The 24814-nt window shown below is 45.3% G+C and carries 32 protein-coding genes; all 32 read left to right on the forward strand.

Features of this window, described 5'->3' with window-relative positions:
• Positions 1–66: 66 nt before the first annotated feature.
• The 32 genes from purC to BU202_RS09620 all read left to right on the forward strand — a co-directional run bounded on the left by purC (position 67) and on the right by BU202_RS09620 (position 24413).
• Complete coding sequence (gene purC / locus BU202_RS09470) at positions 67–774, forward strand: phosphoribosylaminoimidazolesuccinocarboxamide synthase (RefSeq protein ID WP_075105538.1); 708 nt, start codon at positions 67–69, stop codon at positions 772–774.
• 1 nt (position 775) lies between these two features.
• Complete coding sequence (locus tag BU202_RS09475) at positions 776–4501, forward strand: phosphoribosylformylglycinamidine synthase (protein WP_075105539.1); 3726 nt, start codon at positions 776–778, stop codon at positions 4499–4501.
• A 9-nt stretch (positions 4502–4510) separates the two neighbouring features.
• Positions 4511–5950, forward strand: a complete 1440-nt coding sequence (purF, locus tag BU202_RS09480; RefSeq protein WP_075105540.1) for an amidophosphoribosyltransferase — start codon at positions 4511–4513, stop codon at positions 5948–5950.
• 69 nt (positions 5951–6019) lie between these two features.
• Positions 6020–7039 carry a phosphoribosylformylglycinamidine cyclo-ligase gene (purM, locus tag BU202_RS09485; protein WP_075105541.1) on the forward strand — a complete coding sequence of 340 codons (1020 nt, stop codon included), beginning with the start codon at positions 6020–6022 and terminating at the stop codon, positions 7037–7039.
• Entirely contained in the window at positions 7036–7584 is a 549-nt protein-coding gene (gene purN / locus BU202_RS09490; protein ID WP_075105542.1) for a phosphoribosylglycinamide formyltransferase, read from the forward strand. The genes purM and purN overlap by 4 nt, the downstream gene beginning before the upstream one ends.
• Positions 7585–7645: 61 nt before the next feature.
• Complete coding sequence (locus BU202_RS09495; RefSeq protein WP_075105543.1) at positions 7646–8086, forward strand: GNAT family N-acetyltransferase; 441 nt, start codon at positions 7646–7648, stop codon at positions 8084–8086.
• A gap of 49 nt (positions 8087–8135) precedes the next feature.
• Complete coding sequence (gene purH / locus BU202_RS09500) at positions 8136–9683, forward strand: bifunctional phosphoribosylaminoimidazolecarboxamide formyltransferase/IMP cyclohydrolase (RefSeq protein WP_075105544.1); 1548 nt, start codon at positions 8136–8138, stop codon at positions 9681–9683.
• A 202-nt stretch (positions 9684–9885) separates the two neighbouring features.
• Entirely contained in the window at positions 9886–11145 is a 1260-nt protein-coding gene (gene purD, locus BU202_RS09505) for a phosphoribosylamine--glycine ligase (RefSeq protein ID WP_075105545.1), read from the forward strand.
• A 9-nt stretch (positions 11146–11154) separates the two neighbouring features.
• Complete coding sequence (gene purE / locus BU202_RS09510) at positions 11155–11646, forward strand: 5-(carboxyamino)imidazole ribonucleotide mutase (RefSeq protein WP_075105546.1); 492 nt, start codon at positions 11155–11157, stop codon at positions 11644–11646.
• Positions 11633–12700 carry a 5-(carboxyamino)imidazole ribonucleotide synthase gene (gene purK / locus BU202_RS09515; RefSeq protein WP_075105547.1) on the forward strand — a complete coding sequence of 356 codons (1068 nt, stop codon included), beginning with the start codon at positions 11633–11635 and terminating at the stop codon, positions 12698–12700. Before purE ends, purK begins: the two co-directional genes overlap by 14 nt.
• A 16-nt stretch (positions 12701–12716) precedes the next feature.
• Positions 12717–12935 (forward strand): phosphoribosylaminoimidazole carboxylase, encoded by a 219-nt coding sequence (locus BU202_RS09520; RefSeq protein WP_075105548.1) that lies wholly within the window; start codon positions 12717–12719, stop codon positions 12933–12935.
• An 8-nt stretch (positions 12936–12943) separates the two neighbouring features.
• Positions 12944–13096, forward strand: a complete 153-nt coding sequence (locus BU202_RS10575; RefSeq protein WP_167364753.1) for a hypothetical protein — start codon at positions 12944–12946, stop codon at positions 13094–13096.
• Between the two features lie 52 nt (positions 13097–13148).
• On the forward strand, positions 13149–13583 hold the full coding sequence (locus BU202_RS09525) for a hypothetical protein (RefSeq protein WP_075105549.1): 435 nt from the start codon (positions 13149–13151) through the stop codon (positions 13581–13583).
• A 171-nt stretch (positions 13584–13754) separates the two neighbouring features.
• Positions 13755–15047, forward strand: coding sequence for an adenylosuccinate lyase (purB, locus tag BU202_RS09530; protein WP_075105550.1), 1293 nt, complete (start codon positions 13755–13757; stop codon positions 15045–15047).
• 46 nt (positions 15048–15093) lie between these two features.
• Positions 15094–16092: a Holliday junction branch migration DNA helicase RuvB gene (gene ruvB, locus BU202_RS09535; RefSeq protein WP_075105551.1), complete on the forward strand. Its 999-nt coding sequence runs from the start codon at positions 15094–15096 to the stop codon at positions 16090–16092.
• A 6-nt stretch (positions 16093–16098) separates the two neighbouring features.
• Positions 16099–16710, forward strand: a complete 612-nt coding sequence (locus BU202_RS09540) for an HAD-IA family hydrolase (protein WP_075105552.1) — start codon at positions 16099–16101, stop codon at positions 16708–16710.
• A gap of 110 nt (positions 16711–16820) precedes the next feature.
• The gene (locus BU202_RS09545; RefSeq protein WP_075105553.1) at positions 16821–17420 is read left to right on the forward strand and encodes a nucleotidyltransferase family protein; all 600 of its coding nucleotides are present in this window, start codon (positions 16821–16823) and stop codon (positions 17418–17420) included.
• A 298-nt stretch (positions 17421–17718) separates the two neighbouring features.
• Complete coding sequence (rpsJ, locus tag BU202_RS09550; RefSeq protein ID WP_067087606.1) at positions 17719–18027, forward strand: 30S ribosomal protein S10; 309 nt, start codon at positions 17719–17721, stop codon at positions 18025–18027.
• Between the two features lie 98 nt (positions 18028–18125).
• Entirely contained in the window at positions 18126–18752 is a 627-nt protein-coding gene (rplC, locus tag BU202_RS09555) for a 50S ribosomal protein L3 (RefSeq protein WP_075105554.1), read from the forward strand.
• Between the two features lie 24 nt (positions 18753–18776).
• On the forward strand, positions 18777–19400 hold the full coding sequence (rplD, locus tag BU202_RS09560; RefSeq protein WP_067087610.1) for a 50S ribosomal protein L4: 624 nt from the start codon (positions 18777–18779) through the stop codon (positions 19398–19400).
• A complete protein-coding gene (locus tag BU202_RS09565; protein WP_067087612.1) occupies positions 19400–19699 on the forward strand; it encodes a 50S ribosomal protein L23 in 300 nt (99 codons plus the stop codon). The genes rplD and BU202_RS09565 overlap by 1 nt, the downstream gene beginning before the upstream one ends.
• Before the next feature lie 17 nt (positions 19700–19716).
• Complete coding sequence (rplB, locus tag BU202_RS09570) at positions 19717–20550, forward strand: 50S ribosomal protein L2 (RefSeq protein WP_075099719.1); 834 nt, start codon at positions 19717–19719, stop codon at positions 20548–20550.
• Between the two features lie 98 nt (positions 20551–20648).
• Complete coding sequence (rpsS, locus tag BU202_RS09575; protein WP_000533766.1) at positions 20649–20930, forward strand: 30S ribosomal protein S19; 282 nt, start codon at positions 20649–20651, stop codon at positions 20928–20930.
• A gap of 15 nt (positions 20931–20945) precedes the next feature.
• Positions 20946–21290, forward strand: a complete 345-nt coding sequence (gene rplV / locus BU202_RS09580; RefSeq protein WP_067087616.1) for a 50S ribosomal protein L22 — start codon at positions 20946–20948, stop codon at positions 21288–21290.
• A 12-nt stretch (positions 21291–21302) separates the two neighbouring features.
• Positions 21303–21956: a 30S ribosomal protein S3 gene (rpsC, locus tag BU202_RS09585; RefSeq protein ID WP_075105555.1), complete on the forward strand. Its 654-nt coding sequence runs from the start codon at positions 21303–21305 to the stop codon at positions 21954–21956.
• Between the two features lie 3 nt (positions 21957–21959).
• The gene (rplP, locus tag BU202_RS09590; RefSeq protein ID WP_067087620.1) at positions 21960–22373 is read left to right on the forward strand and encodes a 50S ribosomal protein L16; all 414 of its coding nucleotides are present in this window, start codon (positions 21960–21962) and stop codon (positions 22371–22373) included.
• Between the two features lie 9 nt (positions 22374–22382).
• Positions 22383–22589, forward strand: coding sequence for a 50S ribosomal protein L29 (gene rpmC, locus BU202_RS09595; RefSeq protein WP_075105556.1), 207 nt, complete (start codon positions 22383–22385; stop codon positions 22587–22589).
• A 23-nt stretch (positions 22590–22612) separates the two neighbouring features.
• Positions 22613–22873, forward strand: a complete 261-nt coding sequence (gene rpsQ / locus BU202_RS09600; protein WP_000440801.1) for a 30S ribosomal protein S17 — start codon at positions 22613–22615, stop codon at positions 22871–22873.
• 24 nt (positions 22874–22897) lie between these two features.
• Positions 22898–23266 carry a 50S ribosomal protein L14 gene (gene rplN / locus BU202_RS09605; RefSeq protein WP_067087623.1) on the forward strand — a complete coding sequence of 123 codons (369 nt, stop codon included), beginning with the start codon at positions 22898–22900 and terminating at the stop codon, positions 23264–23266.
• 75 nt (positions 23267–23341) lie between these two features.
• Complete coding sequence (gene rplX, locus BU202_RS09610; protein WP_075105557.1) at positions 23342–23647, forward strand: 50S ribosomal protein L24; 306 nt, start codon at positions 23342–23344, stop codon at positions 23645–23647.
• A 23-nt stretch (positions 23648–23670) separates the two neighbouring features.
• The gene (rplE, locus tag BU202_RS09615) at positions 23671–24213 is read left to right on the forward strand and encodes a 50S ribosomal protein L5 (RefSeq protein ID WP_029176426.1); all 543 of its coding nucleotides are present in this window, start codon (positions 23671–23673) and stop codon (positions 24211–24213) included.
• A 14-nt stretch (positions 24214–24227) separates the two neighbouring features.
• Positions 24228–24413 (forward strand): type Z 30S ribosomal protein S14, encoded by a 186-nt coding sequence (locus BU202_RS09620; RefSeq protein ID WP_002936651.1) that lies wholly within the window; start codon positions 24228–24230, stop codon positions 24411–24413.
• Positions 24414–24814: the final 401 nt, after the last annotated feature.

Genomic DNA, 24814 nt, shown 5'->3' on the forward strand with positions numbered 1-24814 from the left:
AAGCGAATATTATGTGCTAGAATAGAGCAAAATACAAAAAATATAAAAGTAAAGGCGAACGATTATATGAAACAGTCATTGTTATATTCGGGGAAAGCTAAGGACATTTACGCAACAGAAGAGGATGAGGTGATTATCTCCTGCTACAAGGATCAGGCGACAGCTTTTAATGGCTTGAAAAAGGAAGAAGTGGTCGGCAAGGGTCGGCTGAACAATCAGATTTCGTCTTTGATTTTTGACAAGTTGAATCGGGCAGGCATTGCGACCCACTTTTTGGAAAAACTCTCCGACACAGAGCAGCTGAACAAAAAGGTTGCGATTATCCCGCTTGAGGTGGTGCTACGCAACTATACGGCAGGTTCTTTTTCCAAACGTTTTGGCGTGGCAGAAGGCATTGCGCTTGCGCAGCCGATTGTCGAATTTTACTACAAAAAAGATGAGCTAGATGATCCCTTTATCAATGATGAGCACGTCGCTTTTTTAAATCTTGCAACGACAGAGGAAATCGCCTACATCAAGGAGGAAACAAGAAAAATTAACCGTTTGTTGACCGCTTGGTTTTCAGACATTGGCCTGACTTTGATTGATTTCAAGTTGGAATTTGGCAAGGATAAGGACGGTAAGATTCTCTTGGCGGATGAATTTTCACCTGATAATTGTAGGCTCTGGGATGCGGATGGCAATCACATGGACAAGGATGTCTTTCGCCGTGGTCTTGGAGAGATGACCGATGTCTATCAGGTCGTGTGGGAAAAGTTACAGGAGTTGGATTAAGATGGAAAAACGAATTTTTGTTGAGAAAAAAGCTGGTTTTCAAATAAAGGCAGAGAGCTTGCTGCGGGAGTTGCAGGAACGTTTGGGAGTTACAAGTCTTACGAGTCTGCGTTTGGTGCAGGTCTATGATGTGTTTGGCTTGAGTGAGACGCTTATGGCTGTAGCAGAGGAGCGGATTTTTTCAGAAAAGGTGACCGATATTCTTCTAAGCGATAGCGAGGTGGCAGATAGCTTTGCAAACAGTCGTTTCTTTGCCATTGAGGCGCTTCCTGGGCAATTTGACCAGCGGGCAGCGAGCAGTCAGGAGGCTCTCTTTCTCTTGGGAGCAGATAGTCACGTAACGGTGAAGACGGCTCAGCTCTATCTATTAAATGCGGATGTGAGCGATGCAGATGTTGCAGTCATTCAGGCCTATTTGCTCAATCCTGTTGATTCACGTTTCAAGGATGTGACAAAGGATTTAGAAGTTCCTGCTTTTTCCAGCTCTGCTGAAGTGATTCCAGTGCTTGAGGTGTTCAAGGACTATAGCGAAGCAGACTTTGCTCAATATAAAAAAGATCAGGGGCTTGCCATGGAAGTGGCGGATTTGCTCTTTATTCAGGATTATTTTGCCTCAATCGGGCGCTGTCCGACAGAAACGGAATTAAAGGTTTTGGACACCTACTGGTCAGACCATTGTCGCCATACGACTTTTGAGACAGAATTGCGTAGCATTGATTTTTCAGCGTCACAATTTCAAGATCAGTTGCAGGCGACTTATGAGAAATATCTTGCCATGAGAAGAGCATTGGGGCGTGCGGACAAGCCGCAGACACTCATGGATATGGCAACGATTTTTGGCCGTTATGAACGAGCCAATGGACGTTTGGACGACCTTGAAGTCTCCGATGAAATCAATGCCTGCTCGGTGGAAATTGAAGTCGATGTCAATGGAATCAAAGAACCGTGGCTCTTGATGTTTAAAAATGAAACCCACAATCACCCGACAGAAATCGAGCCATTTGGTGGTGCGGCAACCTGTATCGGCGGTGCCATTCGTGACCCGCTTTCAGGCCGTTCTTATGTGTATCAAGCCATGCGGATTTCAGGGGCGGGGGATATTACACAGCCCTTGTCGGCAACTCGCTCAGGAAAATTGCCACAGCAGGTCATCTCAAAAACGGCCGCGCACGGCTACTCCTCCTATGGTAATCAAATCGGCCTTGCAACGACCTATGTTCGGGAATATTTCCACCCAGGATTTGTGGCAAAACGCATGGAATTAGGTGCTGTTGTCGGCGCTGCTCCGCGTGAAAATGTCGTGCGTGAAAAGCCAGAAGCAGGTGACATTGTGATTCTCCTCGGTGGGAAAACAGGTCGTGACGGTGTCGGAGGAGCGACAGGTTCGTCGAAAGTTCAGACTGCGGAGTCCGTCGAAACAGCGGGAGCGGAAGTTCAAAAAGGAAATGCCATTGAAGAGCGAAAGATTCAACGGCTCTTTCGTGACAAGGCTGTGACCCGCTTGATTAAAAAGTCCAACGATTTTGGGGCAGGTGGTGTCTGTGTTGCGATTGGAGAATTGGCAGATGGTCTGGAGATTGATTTGGACAAGGTACCGCTCAAGTACCAAGGCTTAAATGGAACCGAGATTGCCATTTCAGAAAGTCAGGAGCGCATGGCTGTGGTGGTTCGTCCAGAAGATGTCGAGGTCTTTATCGCCCTAGCTGCTAAGGAAAATGTTTTAGCAGTAGCTGTGGCAACTGTGACCGAAAAGCCAAATCTTGTCATGACTTGGAAAGGGCAGAAGATTGTTGATATTGAGCGTTCCTTCCTTGATACCAATGGTGTACGAGTGGTGGTGGATGCACAGATTACCGATAGTCAACAGGATGTGCCAGAGCAAAGAATCACAGCAGCAGAAACCTTGAAACAAGATTTGCAGACCCTACTATCTGACTTGAATCATGCCAGCCAGAAGGGCTTGCAGACCATGTTTGATAGCTCGGTCGGGCGCTCAACCGTCAATCATCCACTAGGCGGTCGCTACCAAATCACTCCGCCAGAAAGCTCTGTTCAGAAATTACCTGTGGAGCATGGTGTGACAGAAACGGTGTCTGTCATGGCACAGGGCTACAATCCTTTGATTGCGGAATGGTCTCCTTATCATGGTGCAGCCTATGCTGTGATTGAAGCGACCAGTCGCTTGGTGGCAACAGGTAGTGAGTGGGAAAAGGCACGTTTTTCTTATCAGGAATATTTTGAGCGGATGGACAAAGAAGCCGAGCGTTTCGGCAAACCCGTAGCGGCGCTACTAGGCTCGATTGAAGCACAGATTCAGCTGGGCTTGCCGTCTATTGGGGGCAAGGATTCTATGTCAGGGACTTTTGAGGAATTGACCGTTCCTCCGACCTTGGTGGCCTTTGGAGTGACGACTTCAACCGTCGGTCGCGTTTTGTCGCCAGAGTTTAAGGCAGCAGGTGAGCACCTCTATTACATTCCCGGTCAGGCCATTGCAGCAGATATTGACTTTGAAAGGATTAAGGAAAATTTCAAAAAATTTACCGCTATTCAACAAAAACATAGGATTACAGCGGCTGCCGCAGTCAAGTATGGGGGTGTGGCAGAAAGTCTTGCACTCATGACCTTTGGCAATCATATCGGAGCAAGAGTGGATCTTGATCAGCTGGAGATGAGCTTACAAGGTCAGCTGGGGGGATTTGTCTTTACCAGTCCAGATGAGATTGACGGGTGCGTGAAAATCGGACGGACGACAGGTGAAGCCAGCCTCATCATCAACGAGATTGCCATGCCTTTAGCAGACTTACTAGCCAGTTTTGAAGGAACCTTTGAACCTGTGTATCCAACGGTCTTTGAACAAGAAGGAAGAATGGCAGAAGTTGCGCCAGTCGTGAGAGACTTTGTGCGTGAGAGCACAGAAACCGTCAGTCAACCCTTGGTCTACATCCCGGTATTTCCGGGGACCAACTCTGAATATGATTCGGCCAAGGCCTTTGAAGAGGCAGGTGCCAAGGTGCGTCTTGAGCCTTTTGTGACCTTGGATGAAGCAAGTCTTGCCCAGTCTGTCGACAAGATGGTCCAATCTATTCGTGAAGCGCAGATTCTCTTTTTTGCAGGTGGATTTTCAGCGGCAGATGAGCCAGATGGCTCTGCCAAATTCATCGTTAATATCTTGCTTAATGAAAGGATTAAGGCTGCGATTGATGCCTTTATCGCGCGTGGGGGTCTCATTATCGGAATCTGTAATGGTTTTCAGGCTCTCGTTAAATCAGGTCTTCTTCCTTATGGTAATTTTGAAGAGGCAGGTGTTACCAGTCCGACCCTCTTTTACAACGATGCCAACCAGCACGTGGCAAAAATGGTGGAAACCCGCATTGCCAATACCAATTCACCTTGGCTATCTGGTGTGGAAGTTGGCGATATTCATGTCATTCCAGTGTCGCATGGGGAAGGGAAATTTGTCGTGACAGCAGAAGAATTTGCATCGCTGCGTGACAAGGGTCAGATTTTCAGCCAATATGTGGATGTTGAGGGGCAACCAAGCATGGACAGCCGCTACAATCCAAACGGGTCCTTCTATGCCATTGAAGGCATTACGAGCAAGAATGGACAAATTATTGGAAAAATGGGGCATTCAGAACGCTATGAAGCAGGCTTGTTTCAGAATATTCCGGGAGAAAAAGATCAGAAATTGTTTGAAAGTGCCGTGCGGTATTTCACAAAGAAGTAAGGGGAAATGATGACATACGAAGTAAAATCTCTCAATGAAGAATGTGGCTTGTTTGGCATTTGGGGGCATCCGCAGGCCAGTCAAGTGACCTATTTCGGCTTGCACAGCTTGCAGCACCGCGGTCAGGAGGGAGCTGGGATTTTGGCCAATGAAGCAGGAACCCTTCGCCGTCATCGAGGCTTGGGCTTGGTTTCTGAAGTTTTTAGACATCAGGAAGATTTGGAAAGCCTGCGAGGTCAAGCAGCGATTGGTCATGTCCGCTATGCAACAGCAGGTGGAGCTTCTATCAACAACGTCCAACCCTTTCTATTTGACTTTTTTGATATGCAGCTGGGGCTGGCTCACAATGGAAATCTGACCAACACCCAGAGTTTGAAGAGAGAGTTGGAAGCACAGGGAGCGATTTTTGCCAGTTCTTCTGATACCGAAATCCTCATGCACCTCATTCGGCGCAGTCAAAAGGAGGAATTGCTGGATAAGATTAAAGAAGCACTCAATCAAGTCAAGGGTGGCTTTGCCTATCTGATTATGGCAGAAGATAAGCTGATTGCGGCGCTTGATCCCAACGGTTTTCGGCCCTTATCTATCGGGCAGATGAAAAATGGTGCCTGGGTGGTTTCCAGTGAGACATGTGCTTTTGAAGTGGTCGGAGCTGAGTGGATAGAAGATGTGAAACCGGGAGAAATCGTCATCATTGATGACCACGGCATTCGGCATGACCGCTATACAGAGGACACACAGCTGGCTATTTGTTCCATGGAATATGTCTATTTTGCGCGACCAGACAGTGTGATTAACGGCGTCAATGTCCACGCGGCGCGTAAAAAAATGGGTCGCCGTTTGGCACAAGAAGCAAAAATTGAAGCGGATATTGTCGTTGGTGTGCCCAATTCCTCCCTGTCCGCAGCTAGTGGCTACGCGGAAGAATCAGGACTGCCCTACGAAATGGGCTTGATTAAAAACCAATACACTCAACGCACCTTTATTCAACCGACGCAGGAATTGCGGGAGCAGGGCGTTCGGATGAAATTGTCTGCCGTATCCAGCATTGTCAGAGGCAAGCGCGTGGTCATGGTAGATGATTCGATTGTTCGAGGAACGACCAGTAGGCGGATTGTTCAGCTGTTGCGAGATGCAGGAGCAGCAGAGGTTCATGTGGCGATTGCTAGTCCCCCTCTCAAATACCCTTGCTTTTTCGGGATTGATATTCAACAGCGCAGCGAATTGATTGCAGCCAATCACAGCAAGGAGGAGATATGCGAGATTATTGGAGCAGATAGCTTGACCTTCCTGTCCTTAGAAGGCTTGATTGAGGGAGTGGGCATGGAGACAGACGCTCCAAATGGCGGGCTTTGTGTAGCCTATTTTGACGGGAATTATCCAACGCCACTCTATGATTATGAAAAGCGGTATCTGGAAAGTCTGGCAGAAAAAACGAGTTTTTACTAATCTAGCTTACTTCATAAAAGAAAATGAAGTGACGATAGTAGCATTTACGGTATGTGAAAGGAGAAAAGGATGTCAAAAAATGCATACGCAGCATCAGGTGTCGATGTAGAAGCAGGATATGAGGTCGTTGAACGCATCAAAAAGCATGTCAAAAAGACCGAACGTCTGGGTGTCATGGGCGCTCTCGGTGGCTTTGGAGGCATGTTTGACCTGACAGAACTTGAGGTCAAAGAACCTGTTTTGATTTCTGGAACTGACGGGGTTGGAACCAAGCTCATGCTAGCAATTCAGTATGACAAGCACGATACTATTGGCCAAGATTGTGTGGCCATGTGTGTCAATGACATTGTCGCAGCAGGTGCGGAGCCCCTCTACTTTCTCGATTATATCGCGACGGGGAAAAACATTCCTGAAAAATTAGAGCAGGTTGTCAAAGGTGTTGCGGACGGCTGTCACCTAGCAGGTGCCGCCCTCATTGGAGGAGAGACGGCTGAAATGCCAGGTATGTATGGTGAAGAGGATTATGACTTGGCAGGTTTTGCGGTCGGCATTGCGGAGAAATCTCAAATCATCGACGGGTCAAAGGTGGTGGCAGGCGACGTTCTTCTGGGCCTCGCCTCAAGTGGTATTCATTCTAATGGCTATTCCCTCGTCCGTCGTGTTTTTGCTGACTATACAGGCGATGAATGCTTGCCCGAATTAGAGGGAAAGCCTCTCAAGGAAGTCTTGCTTGAGCCGACACGGATCTATGTCAAAGCTCTTCTTCCCCTTATCAAGGCAGGCTTGGTACATGGCATTGCCCATATCACAGGTGGTGGCTTTATCGAAAATATTCCTCGGATGTTTGGTGAGAACTTGGCTGCTGAGATTGAGGAAAGCAAGGTACCCGTTTTGCCGATTTTCAAAGCCTTGGAGAAATACGGTGAGATTCCTCATGAAGAGATGTTTGAAATTTTCAATATGGGTCTCGGAATGGTGCTTGCAGTAGCAGCAGAGGACGTGGCGCGTGTGAAAGAGATGCTTGCCGAAGAAGTCTATGAAATCGGTCGTGTGATTGAAAAAACAGATCAGAGTGTGGTACTTAAATGAAAAAAATAGCCGTTTTTGCTTCAGGAAATGGGTCGAATTTTCAAGTGATTGCGGAGCAATTTCCCGTTGAATTTGTCTTTTCAGACCACCGTGATGCCTACGTACTGGAGCGTGCCAAGGCTCTCGGTGTGGCGGCTTATGCCTTTGAACTCAAAGAATTTGATGATAAGGCAGCCTACGAACGGGCGATTGTGGCCTTGCTGGAACAGCATGAGGTGGACTTGGTGGTCTTGGCGGGTTACATGAAGATTGTGGCAGATACGCTTCTTGCCCGCTACGAGGGACGGATGATCAACATTCACCCCGCCTACTTGCCAGAATTTCCAGGTGCTCACGGTATTGAGGACGCTTGGCATGCTGGTGTTGACCAGTCGGGTGTGACCGTCCACTGGGTAGATTCAGGTGTAGATAGCGGACAGATTATCCGTCAGGAGCGCGTGCCGATTTTAGAAAACGATACGCTTGAGAGTTTTGAAGAGCGGATACATGCGATGGAATACAAACTTTATCCAGAGGTGATTCGGGAGTTGCTCTCTCATTTGTAAGTCCAATATGATAGAATGATGGTATGTCATGATGGATTACAACAAGAAAGGAGTGGCTACAATGGTTACACTGAGATTAGTAGATGAGGAAAATTTTGCTCAAGTCATTGACTTGACGGTTGCGGAGAAAGACCAGCAGTTTGTGGCGTCTAATCTTCGCTCGCTAGCGGATTGCTGGCTCTATCGGGAAAATGGAGATGTCTTTCCCTATGCCATTTATGCAGATGATAAGGTGGTAGGATTTGCCTTGGTGGATGTAGATGATGAAGAGGCGTGCTATATGATTTGGCGCCTCATGATTGATTGGCGCGAGCAGGGAAAGGGCTACGGAAAATCAGCTATCCTAGCCTTAATAGAGCAAGCTAAAGCACTAGGGAAATACAGCACCATTCGGGCAGATTTTGTCAAAGGCAATCATAGAATGGAGCAGCTATTGCACTCACTAGCATTTACGATTTTCGGTCAAGATGACCGAGAAATATTTACAAGACGAACCCTTTGATGCAAAAAGGAAATTGGAATAGGGCGAAGTAGAGAAATAAGGAGAAATCATGACAAAAAAAGCCTTGATTAGTGTGTCGGACAAGACAGGCATTGTAGCATTTGCACAGGAATTAGAAAAACTGGGCTGGGATATTATCTCGACAGGTGGGACGAAAGCGGCGCTGGATACTGCGGGTGTTGCGACCATTGCCATTGATGATGTGACAGGATTTCCAGAGATGATGGATGGGCGCGTGAAAACCCTGCACCCTAAGATTCATGGAGGTCTGTTAGCCAGACGAGATCTTGACAGTCACCTAGAGGCAGCAAAAAGCCACGGCATTGACTTGATTGATCTAGTGGTGGTGAATCTCTATCCTTTCAAAGAAACGATTGCAAAGCCTGATGTTACCTACGCAGATGCTGTCGAAAATATCGATATTGGTGGACCGTCTATGCTCCGCTCTGCTGCAAAAAATCATGCCAGCGTGACGGTGGTTGTGGACCCAGCTGATTATCAAATTGTAGTGGACGAATTGCAGGCAGCAGGCGCTACCAGCCTTGCCACCCGCAAGCGCCTAGCGGCCAAGGTCTTTCGTCATACCGCAGCCTACGATGCCTTGATTGCGGATTATTTTACCAATCAAGTGGGCGAAGAAAAGCCAGAGAAGTTGACCCTAACTTATGAACTTAAGCAACCGATGCGCTATGGGGAAAATCCACAGCAGCATGCTGATTTCTACCAAACAGCTCTGCCTCTTGCTTACTCTATCGCAGCCAGCAAGCAACTAAATGGAAAAGAACTCTCCTTTAACAATATTCGTGATGCCGATGCAGCCATTCAGATTATCCGTGATTTTCAAGATCGCCCAACAGTCGTTGCACTCAAGCACATGAATCCGTGTGGCATTGGACAGGCAGAGGATATTGAGACGGCTTGGGATTACGCTTACGCATCAGACCCTGTATCGATTTTTGGTGGAATTGTCGTGCTGAACCGTGAGGTAGATGCGGCAACGGCTGAAAAAATGCACCCGATTTTCCTTGAAATCATCATCGCACCGAGCTACACACCCGAAGCTCTAGAGATATTGACCAACAAAAAGAAAAATCTGCGGATTTTGGAGCTGGACTTTAGCCAACAGGCAGATAGTACTACTGAAAAAGAAGTCACAGGCGTGCTAGGCGGGCTTCTTGTCCAAGACCAAGATGTGGTAGCAGAAGATTCGAGTGACTGGCAAGTTGTCACTAAGCGCACCCCAAGTCTAGAAGAGCAGACTGCTCTTGCCTTTGCTTGGAAATCCATCAAATATGTCAAATCAAACGGCATTATCATCACCGATGATCACATGGTGCTAGGTGTTGGACCGGGGCAAACCAATCGGGTCGCTTCCGTGAAAATCGCCATTGACCAAGCAAAAGACCGCTTGGACGGTGCTGTGCTTGCTAGTGACGCCTTCTTTCCCTTTGCGGATAACATCGAGGAAATCGCTGCCGCAGGCATCAAGGCCATTATCCAACCCGGTGGCTCTGTCCGCGACCAAGAGTCCATTGATATGGCGGATAAACATGGTCTAACCATGATCTTTACAGGCGTGAGACATTTTAGGCATTAAAAGAGCCAGTATGAGCATACCTTTCTACGATGTGCTCTCATAAATCGCTAGACATCCCAAGTGTAGGAAGCCCCGCTTGGGATGTTTCTTCTTCTATCGTTCGGAAATGGAGTGAAAAACGGACTATTTTATAGAATTTATAGATAAATACGAATGATTTTGATACAATATCCTTATAAAATACGTTTTTAGAGGTGTGCAGATGAAACTGTTGGTGGTTGGTTCAGGTGGTCGTGAACATGCGATTGCGAAGAAATTAATAGAGTCAAAAGGCGTTGAGAAGGTCTTTGTTGCTCCTGGAAATGACGGAATGCTTTCAGAGGGGATTGAATTAGTGGATATTGCGATTTCCGAACATTCTAAGTTGATAGACTTTGCCAAAAAAGAAGCCATTGCTTGGACTTTTGTGGGGCCAGACGATGCCCTGGCGGCAGGCATCGTAGATGCGTTTGAGTCGGTTGGCCTAGTCGCTTTTGGTCCTAGAAAAAACGCATCAGAATTGGAATGGTCCAAGGATTTTGCCAAATCCATCATGAAAAAATATGGTGTGCCGACAGCACGCTATGAGACTTTCTCTGATTTTGCAGCAGCCAAAGCCTATATTGAAGAAGAGGGAGCGCCGATTGTTGTTAAAGCCGACGGCCTAGCGCTCGGTAAGGGGGTGGTTGTTGCAGAGACGGTGGAAGAAGCAGTCGCTGCGGCTCAAGACATGCTGCTTGATAATAAATTTGGCGATAGCGGAGCGCGCGTGGTCATCGAGGAATGCTTGAGCGGGGAGGAATTTTCCCTCTTTGCCTTTGTCAATGGGGAGGATTTCTACCTCATGCCTACAGCTCAAGACCACAAACGGGCTTTTGATGGGGATAAAGGGCCAAATACAGGAGGGATGGGGGCTTATGCACCAGTTCCCCATCTGCCAGCGGGTGTGGTTGAGCAGGCTGTCACAGAGATTATCCAGCCGGTCTTGAAAGGTATGATAGCAGAAGGGCGCCCCTATCTCGGTATCCTCTATGCGGGCTTGATGTTGACGGTAGAAGGTCCCAAGGTTATTGAGTTTAACGCTCGCTTTGGAGACCCTGAAACGCAGGTTATCCTACCACGGCTGACCTCTGATTTTGCTGAAAACATCACCGATTTGCTGGAAGGAAAAGCTCCAGCCTTTACATGGCTAGAAGAAGGTGTGACTTTAGGGGTTGTGGTCGCAAGCAAGGGCTATCCGCTGGATTATGAAAAAGGGGTGTTGTTGCCAGAAAAGACCAGTGGTGAGGTTGAGACCTACTATGCAGGGACGAAGCGCAATGCTGCACAGGCGTTAGTCTCAAATGGCGGTCGGGTCTATATGCTAGTCACCACGCAGGAGAACGTGCCACAAGCGCAAGAGATAATCTATCAGCAATTAAGAAATCAAGACACAACAGGTCTGTTCTATCGGACAGATATTGGAAATAAGGCAATTCAGTAAGGAGAAATTATGGCAGAAACACTTGTATCGCTCATCATGGGATCCATTTCAGATTGGGAAACGATGAAGAAAACAGCACAGGTATTGGATGAATTTGGCGTTCCTTATGAAAAAAAGGTGGTCTCTGCCCACCGAACGCCTGATTTGATGTTTGAACATGCAGAAAAAGCTCGTGAACGAGGCATCAAGGTGATTATTGCAGGTGCGGGTGGGGCAGCGCATTTACCAGGAATGGTGGCAGCTAAAACGACCTTGCCAGTCATCGGAGTGCCAATCAAATCACGGGCGTTGAGCGGAATTGACTCGCTTTACTCCATTGTACAAATGCCCGGAGGTGTGCCTGTCATGACCATGGCGATTGGCGATAGTGGAGCTGTCAATGCAGGTCTGTCTGCGGTGCGGATTTTGGCGATGGAGCAGCCAGGCTTAACGGAAAAATTAGTCGCATTTGCGGAAAAGCAGGGGAAAATCGCAGAGGAGTCAAGTCATGACCTTATCTAAAACAATTGGGATTATCGGTGGGGGACAACTGGGGCAGATGATGGCGATAGCGGCTATTTACCGTGGGCACAAGGTCATTACGCTTGATCCTGTGGCGGATTGCCCGGCCTCCAAGGTCAGCGAGGTAATCGTGGCAGACTATGCAGATGTAGAGGCTCTTCGTATCTTAGCGGAGCGTTGTGATGTACTGACCTATGAATTTGAAAATGTGGATGCGGAAAGTCTTGATGCAGTAGCGGATAAGGCACTCTTGCCTCAAGGGACGGACTTGCTGCGGATTTCTCAAAATCGGATTGCTGAAAAAGCCTTTTTGAGCCAAGTAGGCGTTGCAGTAGCCCCCTATCGAGTGGTGACATCGAGCAAAGATTTGACAGACTATGATTTTGTGACGACACGAGTGCTAAAAACCGCGACAGGTGGCTATGATGGGCACGGTCAAGTAGTCATTCGAGATGAGGAGAGTCTCGCGCAGGCAAAAGTCTTGGCAGACCAGACGGACTGTGTTTTGGAAGATTTTGTGCCTTTTGACATGGAAATTTCCGTCTTAGTTTCAGGAAATAGTCGAGAGTTGACCGTTTTTCCTGTCCAAGAAAATATTCACCGCAACAATATTTTGTCTAAAACCATTGTTCCAGCCCGCATTTCTGAAAATTTAGCAGAAAAAGCTGTTCAAATGGCAAGAAAAATTGCCACAGACTTGCAACTTTTTGGTACACTATGTATAGAGATGTTTGTGACAGGCTCAACCATTTTGGTTAATGAAATCGCACCGCGCCCTCACAATTCGGGGCATTATAGCATTGAGGCCTGTAATTTTTCCCAATTTGACACCCATATCTTGGGGATTTTGGGCGAAACCTTGCCAGACATTCAACTCTATGCACCAGCTCTTATGCTCAATATTCTGGGGCAGGATATGGAAGCTGCTAGAGAATTTATGACACAGCACCCGCAGGCTCACCTACATTTTTACGGCAAGGCAGAAGCTAAGTATAATCGGAAGATGGGGCATGTGACCATGCTGACGGAGAAAGTGGAAGAGGTAAATTTATAAAAACTAGGAGGTTTTTATGCACCAAATTATCGTTCATGCTTTTGCAGACCAAGTTGCAGTTGTAGAAGTACTCTTTGCCAGTCAGGACAAGGAAAAAGTGGCTGTCAAGTACCAAGAATTGCAGGAAAAATTCCCTAATGACTATCTAGCAATCTATGACTTACCCATGGATGTCAATCTCGATAGCTTACCACACTATCCGTCGGTGGAGATTAGTAAAGAGGATTTTGAGTAGGAGGCCTGATGGACTTCATTTTATTGTTAGCAATCATGTATCTAGGTTGGAGTGCTAGTGAAAAACTGACGCATTTGACTAAAAGGATTCGAAAATTGGAGCGGCGAGAAAATGGAGAATGTGGCATGTCGCAATTGCTGAAAGGATTAGAGGGCAAGTAATGATGAAGGTTGTCCGCATCGACCATATCAAAGAAATGGAGATAGTAGAATCATGACTCTGTTAGAACGCTATCAATCAGATTCAGGGTGGATGAGCGAGGAAGATTACCGAGTTTACTTGGAGAAGTTACAAGCTAGTTCACGCTTGGATAATGAGGTGCTTGCCTTTGCAGAAAAGGGCTTGATTCACGACAGTTCTTTGCAGCGGATTCGGCTTGATTTTGAAAATAGCTTTATGGAGATAGAACTCAGCGATTATGAGTGCGAATATGTGTACTATCTATCCTATAAGGGAGTTGACTTTTCCAAGACCGTCTTGGTTTTAGAAAATCAGATTCAGTTTTTGGTTGATGAAATTTCTCTTGAAGAGCGCTATGTCAAGCATGATTTACTGGTGACCTCCTGGAGCAGCCAAAATCCAAATCCAGTCATGATGACGATTATTTGTCAAGAAATGGCACTGCATAGAGAGAAGCAAGTTCGTTAACACAGGCTATCTTGATTTTAAAATATAGAAAGGAGTAAGAGGGCGGCCGTATTTGCAACTGAATACGAGCTACGGATTTGACCAAAAAGATAATTTTTCCGAGAACCCTGTGGTTCTTCGTTAACATTCCTATTTTGGCTGTGTTCGCTTAACGCCCTTAATATCTTAATTATGCTATCACGTTACACACGCCCTGAAATGGGGGCTATTTGGACAGAGGAAAATAAATACAAGGCTTGGCTTGAGGTGGAAATCTTGGCAGATGAGGCTTGGGCTGAGTTGGGAGAGATTCCCAAGGAAGACGTGGCGAAAATCCGTGAGAAAGCGGGATTTGACATCGACCGCATTTTGGAAATTGAGCAAGAAACCCGCCACGATGTGGTGGCCTTTACCCGTGCTGTCTCTGAAACCTTGGGGGAGGAGCGCAAGTGGGTGCATTACGGCTTGACCTCGACAGACGTTGTGGATACGGCCTATGGCTACCTCTACAAGCAGGCTAATGACATTATCCGTGAGGACTTGCGCAGGTTCACGGAGATTGTCGCAGATAAGGCACGTGAGCATAAGTATACCATTATGATGGGGCGGACCCACGGTGTGCATGCGGAGCCAACGACTTTTGGTCTCAAACTCGCCACTTGGTACAGCGAAATGAAGCGTAATATCGAGCGTTTCGAACGTGCGGCTGAGGGAGTTGAAGCAGGGAAAATCTCTGGTGCGGTAGGAAATTTTGCCAATATTCCACCATTTGTCGAAGAATATGTCTGTGAGAAATTAGGCATTCGTCCGCAGGAAATTTCTACGCAGGTCCTTCCGCGTGACCTCCACGCAGAATATTTTGCAGCCCTTGCGAGCATTGCAACATCCATCGAGCGTATGGCAACGGAAATCCGTGGTCTGCAAAAATCCGAGCAACGCGAAGTCGAAGAGTTCTTTGCCAAGGGTCAAAAAGGTAGCTCTGCTATGCCTCACAAACGAAACCCAATCGGCTCTGAAAACATGACAGGGCTTGCGCGTGTGATTCGTGGGCACATGGTAACCGCCTTTGAAAATGTCGCTCTCTGGCATGAACGCGATATTTCCCACTCGTCCGCAGAGCGGATTATCACGCCTGACACGACGATTTTGATTGACTACATGCTCAACCGATTTGGGAATATCGTGAAAAACTTGACGGTATTTCCAGAAAATATGAAACGCAATATGGAATCAACCTTTGGCTTGATTTACAGCCAACGTGCCATGCTTGCCTTGATTGAAAAAGGGATGACGCGTGAGGAGGCCTATGATTTGGTACAGCCTAAAACGGCCTATGCTTGGGACAATCAGACTGCCTTCAAACCACTCCTTGAAGCAGATGAACAGGTGACAGAGCGCCTCAGTCAAGCAGAAATTGATGAACTCTTTGACCCGTCTTATTACGCTAAGCGCGTGGATGACATTTTTGAGCGCGTGGGATTATAGGAAATGAAAGGGAGGCTTGTTCCTCCTTTTGTGATATAATAAAACTATGAATAGAATACTTGATACAGAACAACTAGGCGATGAGGAGTACGTAGAGCGTACCCTGCGCCCACAAAAATTAAATGAATACATCGGTCAGGACAAGGTCAAGGATCAGTTGAAAATCTTCATTGAGGCCGCTAAGATGCGGGACGAAGCCTTGGATCATGCGCTGCTGTTTGGACCTCCGGGCTTGGGGAAAACGACCATGGCTTTTGTGATTGCCAATGAGCTGGGGGTAAATATCAAGCAGACCAGCGGTCCGGTCATTGAAAAGGCTGGAGATTTGGTAGCGCTTCTGAATGACTTGGAACCTGGCGATATCCTCTTTATTGATGAAATCCACCGTTTGCCTATGGCAGTAGAGGAAATCCTCTATAGCGCCATGGAAGATTTTTACATCGACATCATGATTGGCACGGGTGAAGCCAGCCGAGCGGTGCATTTAGAATTGCCACCCTTTACCCTGATTGGGGCAACAACGCGTGCGGGTATGCTGTCCAATCCCCTACGCGCTCGCTTTGGAATCACAGGTCACATGGAATATTATGCCCTGTCTGATTTGACGGAAATTGTCGAGCGGACAGCTGATATTTTTGAAATGGAGATTACCCACGAAGCCGCCATCGAGTTGGCGCGCCGTTCGCGTGGAACTCCCCGTATCGCCAATCGTTTGTTAAAACGTGTGCGAGATTTCGCCCAAATCATGGGAGATGGTGTGATTGATGATACCATTACAGATAAAGCCTTGACCATGCTAGATGTCGACCGTGAGGGTCTTGATTATGTCGATCAGAAGATTCTGCGAACCATGATTGAGATGTACGGCGGTGGGCCTGTCGGCCTAAATACCCTTTCGGTCAATATTGCAGAAGAACGGGAGACGGTTGAGGACATGTATGAACCCTATCTGATTCAGCAAGGTTTTCTCATGCGGACTAGGACTGGTCGTGTCGCGACAGCTAAAGCCTATGAACACCTAGGGTATGAATATATAGAGAGGTAGAAGCCGATGAACGAAGCATTTATTTGGGACTTGGACGGAACTCTACTGGATTCCTACGATGCGATTTTACTGGGACTAGAAGAAACCTATCAACAGTTTGATGTGCCCTTTCATCGCGAAGAAATCAAAGTCTTTATTTTACGCTATTCGGTCAAGGAATTGCTCGTTCAACTCTCGCAAGCGGAGCAAATACCGCTAGAAACCTTAAATACGGTGAGGGCTCATTCCTTGCGCGAAAAAAATGCTCATATTCAATTGATGGAGGGAGCTAGAGAAATTCTCGAGTGGGGTCATCAAACAGGAATTAAACAGTTTGTCTACACCCATAAAGGGGATAATGCCTTTGCCATCTTGGATGAGCTAGGCATTTCCAAGTATTTTGTAGAAGTGTTGACGGGTGATTCTGGCTTTGCACGCAAACCTCATCCGGAGGCGATTGTCTATCTCGTGGAGAAATATGATTTGTCGCAGGAAACAACCTATTATATAGGAGATAGACTGCTGGATGCCGAGACAGCTCAGGCAGCAGGGATAAAAAGTCTCAACCTAACAGTTGCATCCTCTGCGAACAACACCCATATCGAGAGCCTCCTTGCGATAAAAGAGGTCGTAGGTTAAGGTTTGATTAAGAATTCTTTTCTATACTATAATCATTCTTTTTCATAAACCTCCTTACTATCGAGCAGAAGCACTAGCTGCTCGATTTTTTGTAGTATAATGGATGTATGATGACTGAAAATGACTTGAAAAAAATGTTATTGACGAATAGAAAAATGCGAGAAGTACTTGAAATTGTCGCAAGTCTGCAGTTGCAAGACGCCTGGGTCTGTGCAGGGACAATTCGCAACTTCATCTGGAATCTGCTCAGCCACAAAGAGGCATTTGATGAGGAAACAGATGTGGATGTCGTATTTTATGATGCGACCATTTCTTATGAAGAAACTATTTTAATAGAAGAAAAGTTGAAATGTTCTTATCCGCACTATCGTTGGGAGTTGAAAAACCAAGTCTACATGCACCAGCATAGCCCACACACAAGTTCCTACAAACATTCACGAGATGCCATTTCTAAATATCCTGAAATATGCACGGCAATCGCAGCTCGCTTGTTGCCTGATTCTCAAGTAGACCTGTTTTGTCCGTATGGCTTGGAGGATATTTTGACTTTTAAGGTTTGTCCAACGCCGCATTTTGCAGCGGATCAAGACCGAATGACGGTCTACCGTGAGCGAGTCTGTAAGAAGAATTGGAAACGCAAGTGGCCTGCTCTCATCATTACAGGCATAGAGGAATTGCCGAAAGATGATAGAAGTGGTTTGGAAGCATGAAGAATTTTTGCAGAAAACATTCATATATATAGAAAGAAGCTCGAAATTTTAAATATTGAGCTTTTTATGTTGATCAATCGCAAAGCAGTTCCATCTTCCGGCACTATTTTTCAAAAATCGAACAAAAATGCTTGCATTGCCCGCTAGAATCTGTTAGAATGTTCTAGTGCCGTAAAAAATACGGCTGTAGCTTTGATGCAAGAGGTTGCGACACGCTCGGTTGCATTGCCACGCAACTACCTGTCGGTTTTCTTGTGGAGCTAGCCTATTATCTTAAATAGACGAAAAGGAGAAAAAGATGGCAAACAAAAAAATTCGCATCCGCTTGAAAGCGTACGAACACCGTACACTTGACACAGCAGCTGCAAAAATCGTAGAAACTGCAACACGTACAGGTGCAAGCGTAGCTGGTCCAGTACCACTTCCAACTGAACGTAGCCTCTACACAATCATTCGTGCGACTCACAAGTACAAAGATTCTCGTGAGCAATTCGAAATGCGTACTCACAAACGTCTAATCGACATCGTGAACCCAACGCAAAAAACAGTTGACGCTCTTATGAAACTTGATTTACCAAGTGGCGTGAACGTAGAAATCAAGTTGTAATAGAACACGAACTACGGATCGTGCATCTTGGTTTGAGCATGAAAAACGCTCGTTAAAAACTTTTTAAACTATAAAATAAGAAAAGGAATATTTTTCTCATGACAAAAGGAATCTTAGGGAAAAAAGTGGGAATGACTCAAATCTTCACTGAAACTGGTGAATTTATCCCTGTAACTGTCATCGAAGCAACTCCAAACGTTGTTCTTCAAGTGAAAACTGTTGAAACAGATGGATACAATGCAATCCAAGTTGGTTTTGATGACAAACGCGAAGTATTGAGTAACAAACCTGCCAAAGGCCATGTAGCAAAAGCTAACACAGCTCCTAAGCGCTTCATTCGTGAATTCAAAAACATTGAAGGCTTGGAAGTTGGTGCAGAAATCACAGTTGACACTTTCGCAGCTGGAGATGTTGTTGATGTAACTGGTACATCTAAAGGTAAAGGTTTCCAAGGTGTTATCAAACGCCATGGTCAATCACGTGGTCCTATGGCTCACGGTTCACGTTACCACCGTCGTCCAGGTTCAATGGGACCTGTTGCGCCAAACCGTGTATTTAAAAACAAACACTTGGCAGGACGTATGGGTGGCAACCGTGTGACAATTCAAAACCTTGAAATTGTACAAGTTGTTCCAGAAAAGAACGTTATCCTTATCAAAGGAAACGTACCAGGTGCTAAGAAATCTCTTATCACCATCAAATCAGCAGTAAAAGCTGGTAAATAATAAGGAAAGGGGAAATCAGTCATAATGGCAAACGTAACATTATTTGACCAAACTGGTAAACAAGCTGGTGAAGTAGTTCTTAACGATGCGATCTTTGGTATCGAACCAAACCAAGCAGTTGTGTTTGATGTGATCATCAGCCAACGCGCAAGTCTTCGTCAAGGAACTCACGCAGTTAAAAATCGCTCAGCAGTTTCAGGTGGCGGACGCAAACCATGGCGTCAAAAAGGAACTGGACGTGCTCGTCAAGGTTCTATCCGCTCACCACAATGGCGTGGCGGTGGTGTAGTCTTCGGACCAACTCCACGTTCTTATGCCTACAAACTTCCACAAAAGGTTCGTCGCTTGGCGCTTAAATCTGTTTACTCAGAAAAAGTTGCTGAAAACAAATTTGTAGCTGTTGACAGCCTTTCATTTACAGCTCCAAAAACTGCTGAATTCGCAAAAGTTCTTGCAGCATTGAGCATTGATTCAAAAGTCCTTGTTATTCTTGAAGAAGGAAATGAATTTGCAGCTCTTTCAGCTCGCAACCTTCCAAACGTGAAAGTTGCAACTGCTACAACTGCAAGCGTCCTTGACATTGCAAATGCAGACAAACTTCTTGTAACTCAAGCAGCTATCTCTAAAATTGAGGAGGTTCTTGCATAATGAATTTGTATGATGTTATCAAAAAACCTGTCATCACAGAAAGCTCAATGGCTCAGCTTGAAGCAGGAAAATATGTGTTTGAAGTGGACACTCGCGCTCACAAACTTTTGATCAAACAAGCTGTAGAAGCAGCGTTTGACGGAGTTAAAGTTGCAAATGTGAACACTATCAACGTAAAACCTAAAACAAAACGTGTAGGACGTTATGTAGGTCGTACAAGCAAAGTGAAAAAAGCAATCATCACATTGACTGCTGATTCAAAAGCAATCGAATTGTTCGCTACAGCTGACGCTGAATAATCAAAGGAGGAATTAACGTGGGAATTAAAGTTTATAAACCAACTACAAATGGCCGTCGTAACATGACTTCTTTGGATTTCGCAGAAATCACAACAAGCACTCCTGAGAAATCATTGCTTGTTTCTCTTAAGAGCAAAGCTGGTCGTAACAACAACGGTCGCATCACAGTTCGTCACCAAGGTGGCGGTCACAAACGTCATTACCGTTTGATTGACTTCAAACGCAACAAAGACGGTATCGAAGCAGTTGTTAAAACAATTGAATACGATCCAAACCGTTCAGCAAACATCGCTCTTGTACACTACACAGACGGTGTGAAAGCATACATCATCGCTCCTAAAGGTCTTGAAGTTGGTCAACGTATCGTTTCAGGTCCAGAAGCAGATATCAAAGTCGGTAACGCACTTCCACTTGCGAACATTCCAGTCGGTACTGTTATCCACAATATCGAATTGAAACCAGGTCGTGGTGGTGAATTGGTTCGTGCTGCAGGTGCTTCTGCACAAGTGCTTGGTCAAGAAGGTAAATACGTTCTTGTTCGTCTTCAATCAGGCGAAGTTCGTATGATTCTTGGAACTTGCCGTGCAACTGTTGGTGTTGTCGGAAACGAACAACACGGACTTGTGAACCTTGGTAAAGCAGGACGTAGCCGTTGGAAAGGTATCCGCCCAACAGTTCGCGGTTCTGTAATGAACCCTAACGATCACCCACACGGTGGTGGTGAAGGTAAAGCACCAGTTGGTCGTAAAGCACCATCTACTCCATGGGGCAAACCTGCTCTTGGACTTAAAACTCGTAACAAGAAAGCTAAATCAAGCAAACTTATCGTTCGTCGTCGCAACGAAAAATAATCTGTTACAAGTAGCGTAACGCATATCCGCCAGCTCGGTAGCCTTGCGGTTGCAAGGCAGGCCGCTGTGGTACATATTTTAAAGGAGAAAATATTAAAATGGGACGTAGTCTTAAAAAAGGACCTTTCGTCGATGAGCATTTGATGAAAAAAGTTGAAGCTCAAGCAAACGATGAAAAGAAAAAAGTAATTAAAACTTGGTCACGTCGTTCAACGATTTTCCCAAGTTTCATTGGTTATACAATCGCAGTTTATGATGGACGTAAACATGTACCTGTTTACATCCAAGAAGACATGGTAGGTCACAAACTTGGTGAATTTGCACCAACTCGTACTTACAAAGGTCACGCTGCTGACGACAAGAAAACACGTAGAAAATAATAGGAGGAACACATAATGGCAGAAATTACTTCAGCTAAAGCAACTGCTCGCACAGTACGTGTTTCACCTCGTAAATCACGTCTTGTCTTGGATAACATCCGTGGCAAAAGCGTAGCCGATGCAATCGCAATCTTGAAATTCACACCAAACAAAGCTGCAGGCATTATTGAGAAAGTATTGAACTCTGCAATCGCTAATGCTGAAAACAACTTTGGTTTGGAAAAAGCAAACTTGGTAGTAAGCGAAGCTTTCGCAAACGAAGGACCAACACTTAAACGTTTCCGTCCACGTGCAAAAGGTTCTGCTTCACCAATCAACAAACGTACAGCTCACATCACTGTAGTTGTGGCAGAAAAATAAGGAGGTAAAAACGTGGGACAAAAAGTACATCCAATTGGTATGCGTGTCGGCATCATCCGTGACTGGGATGCTAAATGGTATGCTGAAAAAGAATACGCGGATTACCTTCATGAAGATCTTGCAATCCGCAACTTTATCAAAAAAGAATTGGCTGAAGCATCAGTTTCAACTATCGAAATTGAACGCGCAGTAAACAAAGTGATCGTAAGCATTCACACAGCTAAACCAGGTATGGTTATCGGTAAAGCTGGTAGCAATGTTGATGCACTTCGTGCACAATTAAACAAATTGACAGGTAAACAAGTACACATCAACATCATCGAAATCAAACAACCTGATTTGGATGCACACCTTGTTGGTGAAACAATTGCTCGTCAATTAGAGCAACGTGTGGCTTTCCGTCGCGCTCAAAAACAAGCTATCCAACGTACAATGCGTGCAGGAGCAAAAGGAATCAAGACTCAAGTATCTGGTCGTTTGAACGGTGCTGATATCGCCCGTGCAGAAGGATACTCTGAAGGAACTGTTCCGCTTCATACACTTCGTGCGGATATCGACTATGCTTGGGAAGAAGCACTTACAACTTACGGTAAACTTGGTGTTAAAGTATGGATTTACCGTGGAGAAGTTCTTCCAGCTCGTAAAAACACTAAAGGAGGTAAATAACCAATGTTAGTACCTAAACGTGTTAAACACCGTCGTGAATTCCGTGGAAAAATGCGCGGTGAAGCTAAAGGTGGAAAACAAGTAGACTTCGGTGAATATGGTCTTCAAGCTACAACTAGCCACTGGATTACAAACCGTCAAATCGAAGCAGCCCGTATCGCGATGACTCGTTATATGAAACGTGGTGGTAAGGTTTGGATTAAAATCTTCCCACACAAATCATACACCGCTAAAGCTATCGGGGTACGTATGGGATCTGGTAAAGGGGCACCTGAAGGTTGGGTAGCACCAGTTAAACGTGGTAAAGTGATGTTTGAAGTTGCTGGCGTTTCAGAAGAAATCGCACGCGAAGCATTCCGCTTGGCTAGCCACAAACTACCAGTTAAATGCAAATTCGTAAAACGTGAAGCAGAATAAGGAGAAGACATGAAACTTAATGAAGTAAGAGAATTTGTTAAAGAACTTCGTGGACTTTCTCAAGAAGAACTTGCAAAGCGCGAAAATGAATTGAAGAAAGAGCTCTTCGATCTTCGTTTCCAAGCTGCCGCTGGTCAACTTGAGCAAACTGCTCGTTTGAACGAAGTTAAAAAGCAAATTGCACGTATCAAAACTGTGCAATCAGAAATGAAATAATAGATTGGGAAAGGAGAATTTCAATGGAACGCAATAATCGTAAAGTTCTTGTTGGACGTGTTGTATCTGACAAAATGGACAAAACCATCACAGTTGTAGTTGAAACAAAACGTAACCACCCAGTCTATGGTAAACGTATTAACTACTCTAAAAAGTACAAAGCTCATGATGAAAACAATGTTGCTAAAGAAGGCGATATCGTACGTATCATGGAAACTCGCCCACTTTCAGCTACAAAACGCTTCCGTCTTGTAGAAGTTGTGGAAGAGGCAGTTATCATTTAATCAACCTGAAAGGAGAAAACTTACATGATTCAAACAGAAACTCGTTTGAAAGTTGCTGATAACAGTGGCGCACGTGAAATCTTGACAATCAAAGTTCTTGGTGGCTCAAAACGTAAATCTGCAAACATCGGCGACATCATCGTTGCTTCAGTAAAACAAGCTACTCCTGGTGGTGCGGTTAAAAAAGGTGACGTCGTGAAAGCCGTTATCGTTCGTACTAAGACAGGTGCTCGTCGTGCTGATGGTTCATACATCAAATTCGATGAGAATGCTGCAGTCATCATCCGTGAAGACAAAACACCTCGCGGAACTCGTATCTTTGGTCCAGTTGCACGTGAATTGCGCGACGGCGGTTTCATGAAAATCGTTTCATTGGCACCAGAAGTACTTTAATATAAAACAAACGAAGTCCCCTGAAAATCTTTTCAGGGTGCCCATTAGGGCGTAAGAAATAATAGGAGAAACCAAATGTTTGTAAAAAAAGGCGACAAAGTTCGCGTAATCGCTGGTAAAGACAAAGGCGTTGAAGCTGTAGTCTTGACAGCACTTCCAAAAGTAAATAAAGTTGTTGTAGAAGGTGTTAACATCGTCAAAAAACACCAAAAACCAAATAACGAAAACCCTCAAGGTGCTATCGTTGAGAAAGAAGCTGCTATCCACGTGTCAAACGTACAAGTTCTTGACAAAAACGGTGTAGCAGGTCGTGTTGGTTACAAGTTTGTTGACGGTAAAAAAGTTCGTTACAACAAAAAATCAGGCGAAGTGCTTGATTAATCACGAAGGAAAGGAGAAGTAACATGGCAAATCGCTTAAAAGAAAAATATCTTAATGAAGTAGTTCCTGCTTTGACTGAACAATTTAACTATTCATCAGTTATGGCTGTACCAAAAGTTGATAAGATTGTTTTGAACATGGGTGTTGGTGACGCTGTTTCTAACGCTAAAAACCTTGAAAAAGCTGCTCAAGAATTGGCATTGATTTCAGGTCAAAAACCACTTATCACTAAAGCTAAAAAATCAATCGCCGGCTTCCGTCTTCGTGAAGGGGTTGCAATCGGAGCGAAAGTAACACTTCGTGGCGAACGTATGTATGAATTCTTAGATAAATTGGTATCTGTATCACTTCCACGTGTACGTGACTTCCATGGTGTTCCAACAAAATCATTTGACGGACGCGGAAACTACACACTTGGTGTGAAAGAGCAATTGATCTTCCCAGAAATCAACTTCGACGATGTTGACAAAACTCGTGGTATGGATATCGTTATCGTTACAACAGCTAACACTGACGAAGAATCACGTGCATTGCTTACTGGCCTTGGTATGCCGTTCGCAAAATAAGAGGGAGAGAATAAATGGCTAAAAAATCAATGATCGCTAAGAACAAACGCCCAGCTAAGTTCTCTACGCAAGCATATACTCGTTGTGAAAAATGTGGACGTCCACATTCAGTTTACCGCAAATTCAAACTTTGCCGTGTATGCTTCCGCGACTTGGCTTACTTAGGTCAAATCCCAGGCGTTACCAAAGCTTCTTGGTAATAACATGATGCAACGGACGTTAAAAAATCCGTATGAAAATAGGAGCCTGACGCAGAGTTCTGAAAGAACTCAAGAAAGGCTATACCTAAAGGTAGCCACACCTGTAGTTCAGCTAAAGCTGAAACAGTTGCGTCTCTCTTTCACCAGGATTTTAGTCTGTGCTCAAATATGATGATGTGAGAGCGTTAATAAAACGAAGTGAAAATAGGAGGTCTACCGCTGGAGCGATGCTCCTAGGTAGAGCTGTCTTTTTCACCACGTTTTTAGCTCGAACTCAAATACGATGTGAAGGCGTAAAAACGCTCAGCAAAAATAAGAAATTTAGCGAAGGTGTTTGCACCTAGATACATTTATCTTTTTTGCATAGCGTTTAGCCTGAACTCAAATGAAAAACAACATAG

Source organism: Streptococcus cuniculi, from assembly GCF_001921845.1.
In the GTDB taxonomy this organism is placed as follows: domain Bacteria; phylum Bacillota; class Bacilli; order Lactobacillales; family Streptococcaceae; genus Streptococcus; species Streptococcus cuniculi.

Excerpts from the sequence above, each read along its gene's own strand:
- rpsS (WP_000533766.1), top strand. The coding sequence starts at position 20,649 with ATGGGACGTAGTCTTAAAAAAGGACCTTTCGTCGATGAGCATTTGATG.
- BU202_RS09525 (WP_075105549.1), top strand. The coding sequence starts at position 13,149 with ATGACTCTGTTAGAACGCTATCAATCAGATTCAGGGTGGATGAGCGAG.
- purD (WP_075105545.1), top strand. The coding sequence starts at position 9,886 with ATGAAACTGTTGGTGGTTGGTTCAGGTGGTCGTGAACATGCGATTGCG.
- BU202_RS09540 (WP_075105552.1), top strand. The coding sequence starts at position 16,099 with ATGAACGAAGCATTTATTTGGGACTTGGACGGAACTCTACTGGATTCC.
- purN (WP_075105542.1), top strand. The coding sequence starts at position 7,036 with ATGAAAAAAATAGCCGTTTTTGCTTCAGGAAATGGGTCGAATTTTCAA.
- BU202_RS09620 (WP_002936651.1), top strand. The coding sequence starts at position 24,228 with ATGGCTAAAAAATCAATGATCGCTAAGAACAAACGCCCAGCTAAGTTC.
- purE (WP_075105546.1), top strand. The coding sequence starts at position 11,155 with ATGGCAGAAACACTTGTATCGCTCATCATGGGATCCATTTCAGATTGG.
- rplV (WP_067087616.1), top strand. The coding sequence starts at position 20,946 with ATGGCAGAAATTACTTCAGCTAAAGCAACTGCTCGCACAGTACGTGTT.
- rplN (WP_067087623.1), top strand. The coding sequence starts at position 22,898 with ATGATTCAAACAGAAACTCGTTTGAAAGTTGCTGATAACAGTGGCGCA.
- purM (WP_075105541.1), top strand. The coding sequence starts at position 6,020 with ATGTCAAAAAATGCATACGCAGCATCAGGTGTCGATGTAGAAGCAGGA.
- ruvB (WP_075105551.1), top strand. The coding sequence starts at position 15,094 with ATGAATAGAATACTTGATACAGAACAACTAGGCGATGAGGAGTACGTA.
- BU202_RS09475 (WP_075105539.1), top strand. The coding sequence starts at position 776 with ATGGAAAAACGAATTTTTGTTGAGAAAAAAGCTGGTTTTCAAATAAAG.
- rplE (WP_029176426.1), top strand. The coding sequence starts at position 23,671 with ATGGCAAATCGCTTAAAAGAAAAATATCTTAATGAAGTAGTTCCTGCT.
- purC (WP_075105538.1), top strand. The coding sequence starts at position 67 with ATGAAACAGTCATTGTTATATTCGGGGAAAGCTAAGGACATTTACGCA.
- rplP (WP_067087620.1), top strand. The coding sequence starts at position 21,960 with ATGTTAGTACCTAAACGTGTTAAACACCGTCGTGAATTCCGTGGAAAA.
- rpsQ (WP_000440801.1), top strand. The coding sequence starts at position 22,613 with ATGGAACGCAATAATCGTAAAGTTCTTGTTGGACGTGTTGTATCTGAC.
- purF (WP_075105540.1), top strand. The coding sequence starts at position 4,511 with ATGACATACGAAGTAAAATCTCTCAATGAAGAATGTGGCTTGTTTGGC.
- BU202_RS09495 (WP_075105543.1), top strand. The coding sequence starts at position 7,646 with ATGGTTACACTGAGATTAGTAGATGAGGAAAATTTTGCTCAAGTCATT.
- BU202_RS09520 (WP_075105548.1), top strand. The coding sequence starts at position 12,717 with ATGCACCAAATTATCGTTCATGCTTTTGCAGACCAAGTTGCAGTTGTA.
- BU202_RS09565 (WP_067087612.1), top strand. The coding sequence starts at position 19,400 with ATGAATTTGTATGATGTTATCAAAAAACCTGTCATCACAGAAAGCTCA.
- BU202_RS10575 (WP_167364753.1), top strand. The coding sequence starts at position 12,944 with ATGGACTTCATTTTATTGTTAGCAATCATGTATCTAGGTTGGAGTGCT.
- rplC (WP_075105554.1), top strand. The coding sequence starts at position 18,126 with ATGACAAAAGGAATCTTAGGGAAAAAAGTGGGAATGACTCAAATCTTC.
- purB (WP_075105550.1), top strand. The coding sequence starts at position 13,755 with ATGCTATCACGTTACACACGCCCTGAAATGGGGGCTATTTGGACAGAG.
- rplD (WP_067087610.1), top strand. The coding sequence starts at position 18,777 with ATGGCAAACGTAACATTATTTGACCAAACTGGTAAACAAGCTGGTGAA.
- rpsJ (WP_067087606.1), top strand. The coding sequence starts at position 17,719 with ATGGCAAACAAAAAAATTCGCATCCGCTTGAAAGCGTACGAACACCGT.
- rpmC (WP_075105556.1), top strand. The coding sequence starts at position 22,383 with ATGAAACTTAATGAAGTAAGAGAATTTGTTAAAGAACTTCGTGGACTT.
- BU202_RS09545 (WP_075105553.1), top strand. The coding sequence starts at position 16,821 with ATGACTGAAAATGACTTGAAAAAAATGTTATTGACGAATAGAAAAATG.
- rplX (WP_075105557.1), top strand. The coding sequence starts at position 23,342 with ATGTTTGTAAAAAAAGGCGACAAAGTTCGCGTAATCGCTGGTAAAGAC.
- purH (WP_075105544.1), top strand. The coding sequence starts at position 8,136 with ATGACAAAAAAAGCCTTGATTAGTGTGTCGGACAAGACAGGCATTGTA.
- purK (WP_075105547.1), top strand. The coding sequence starts at position 11,633 with ATGACCTTATCTAAAACAATTGGGATTATCGGTGGGGGACAACTGGGG.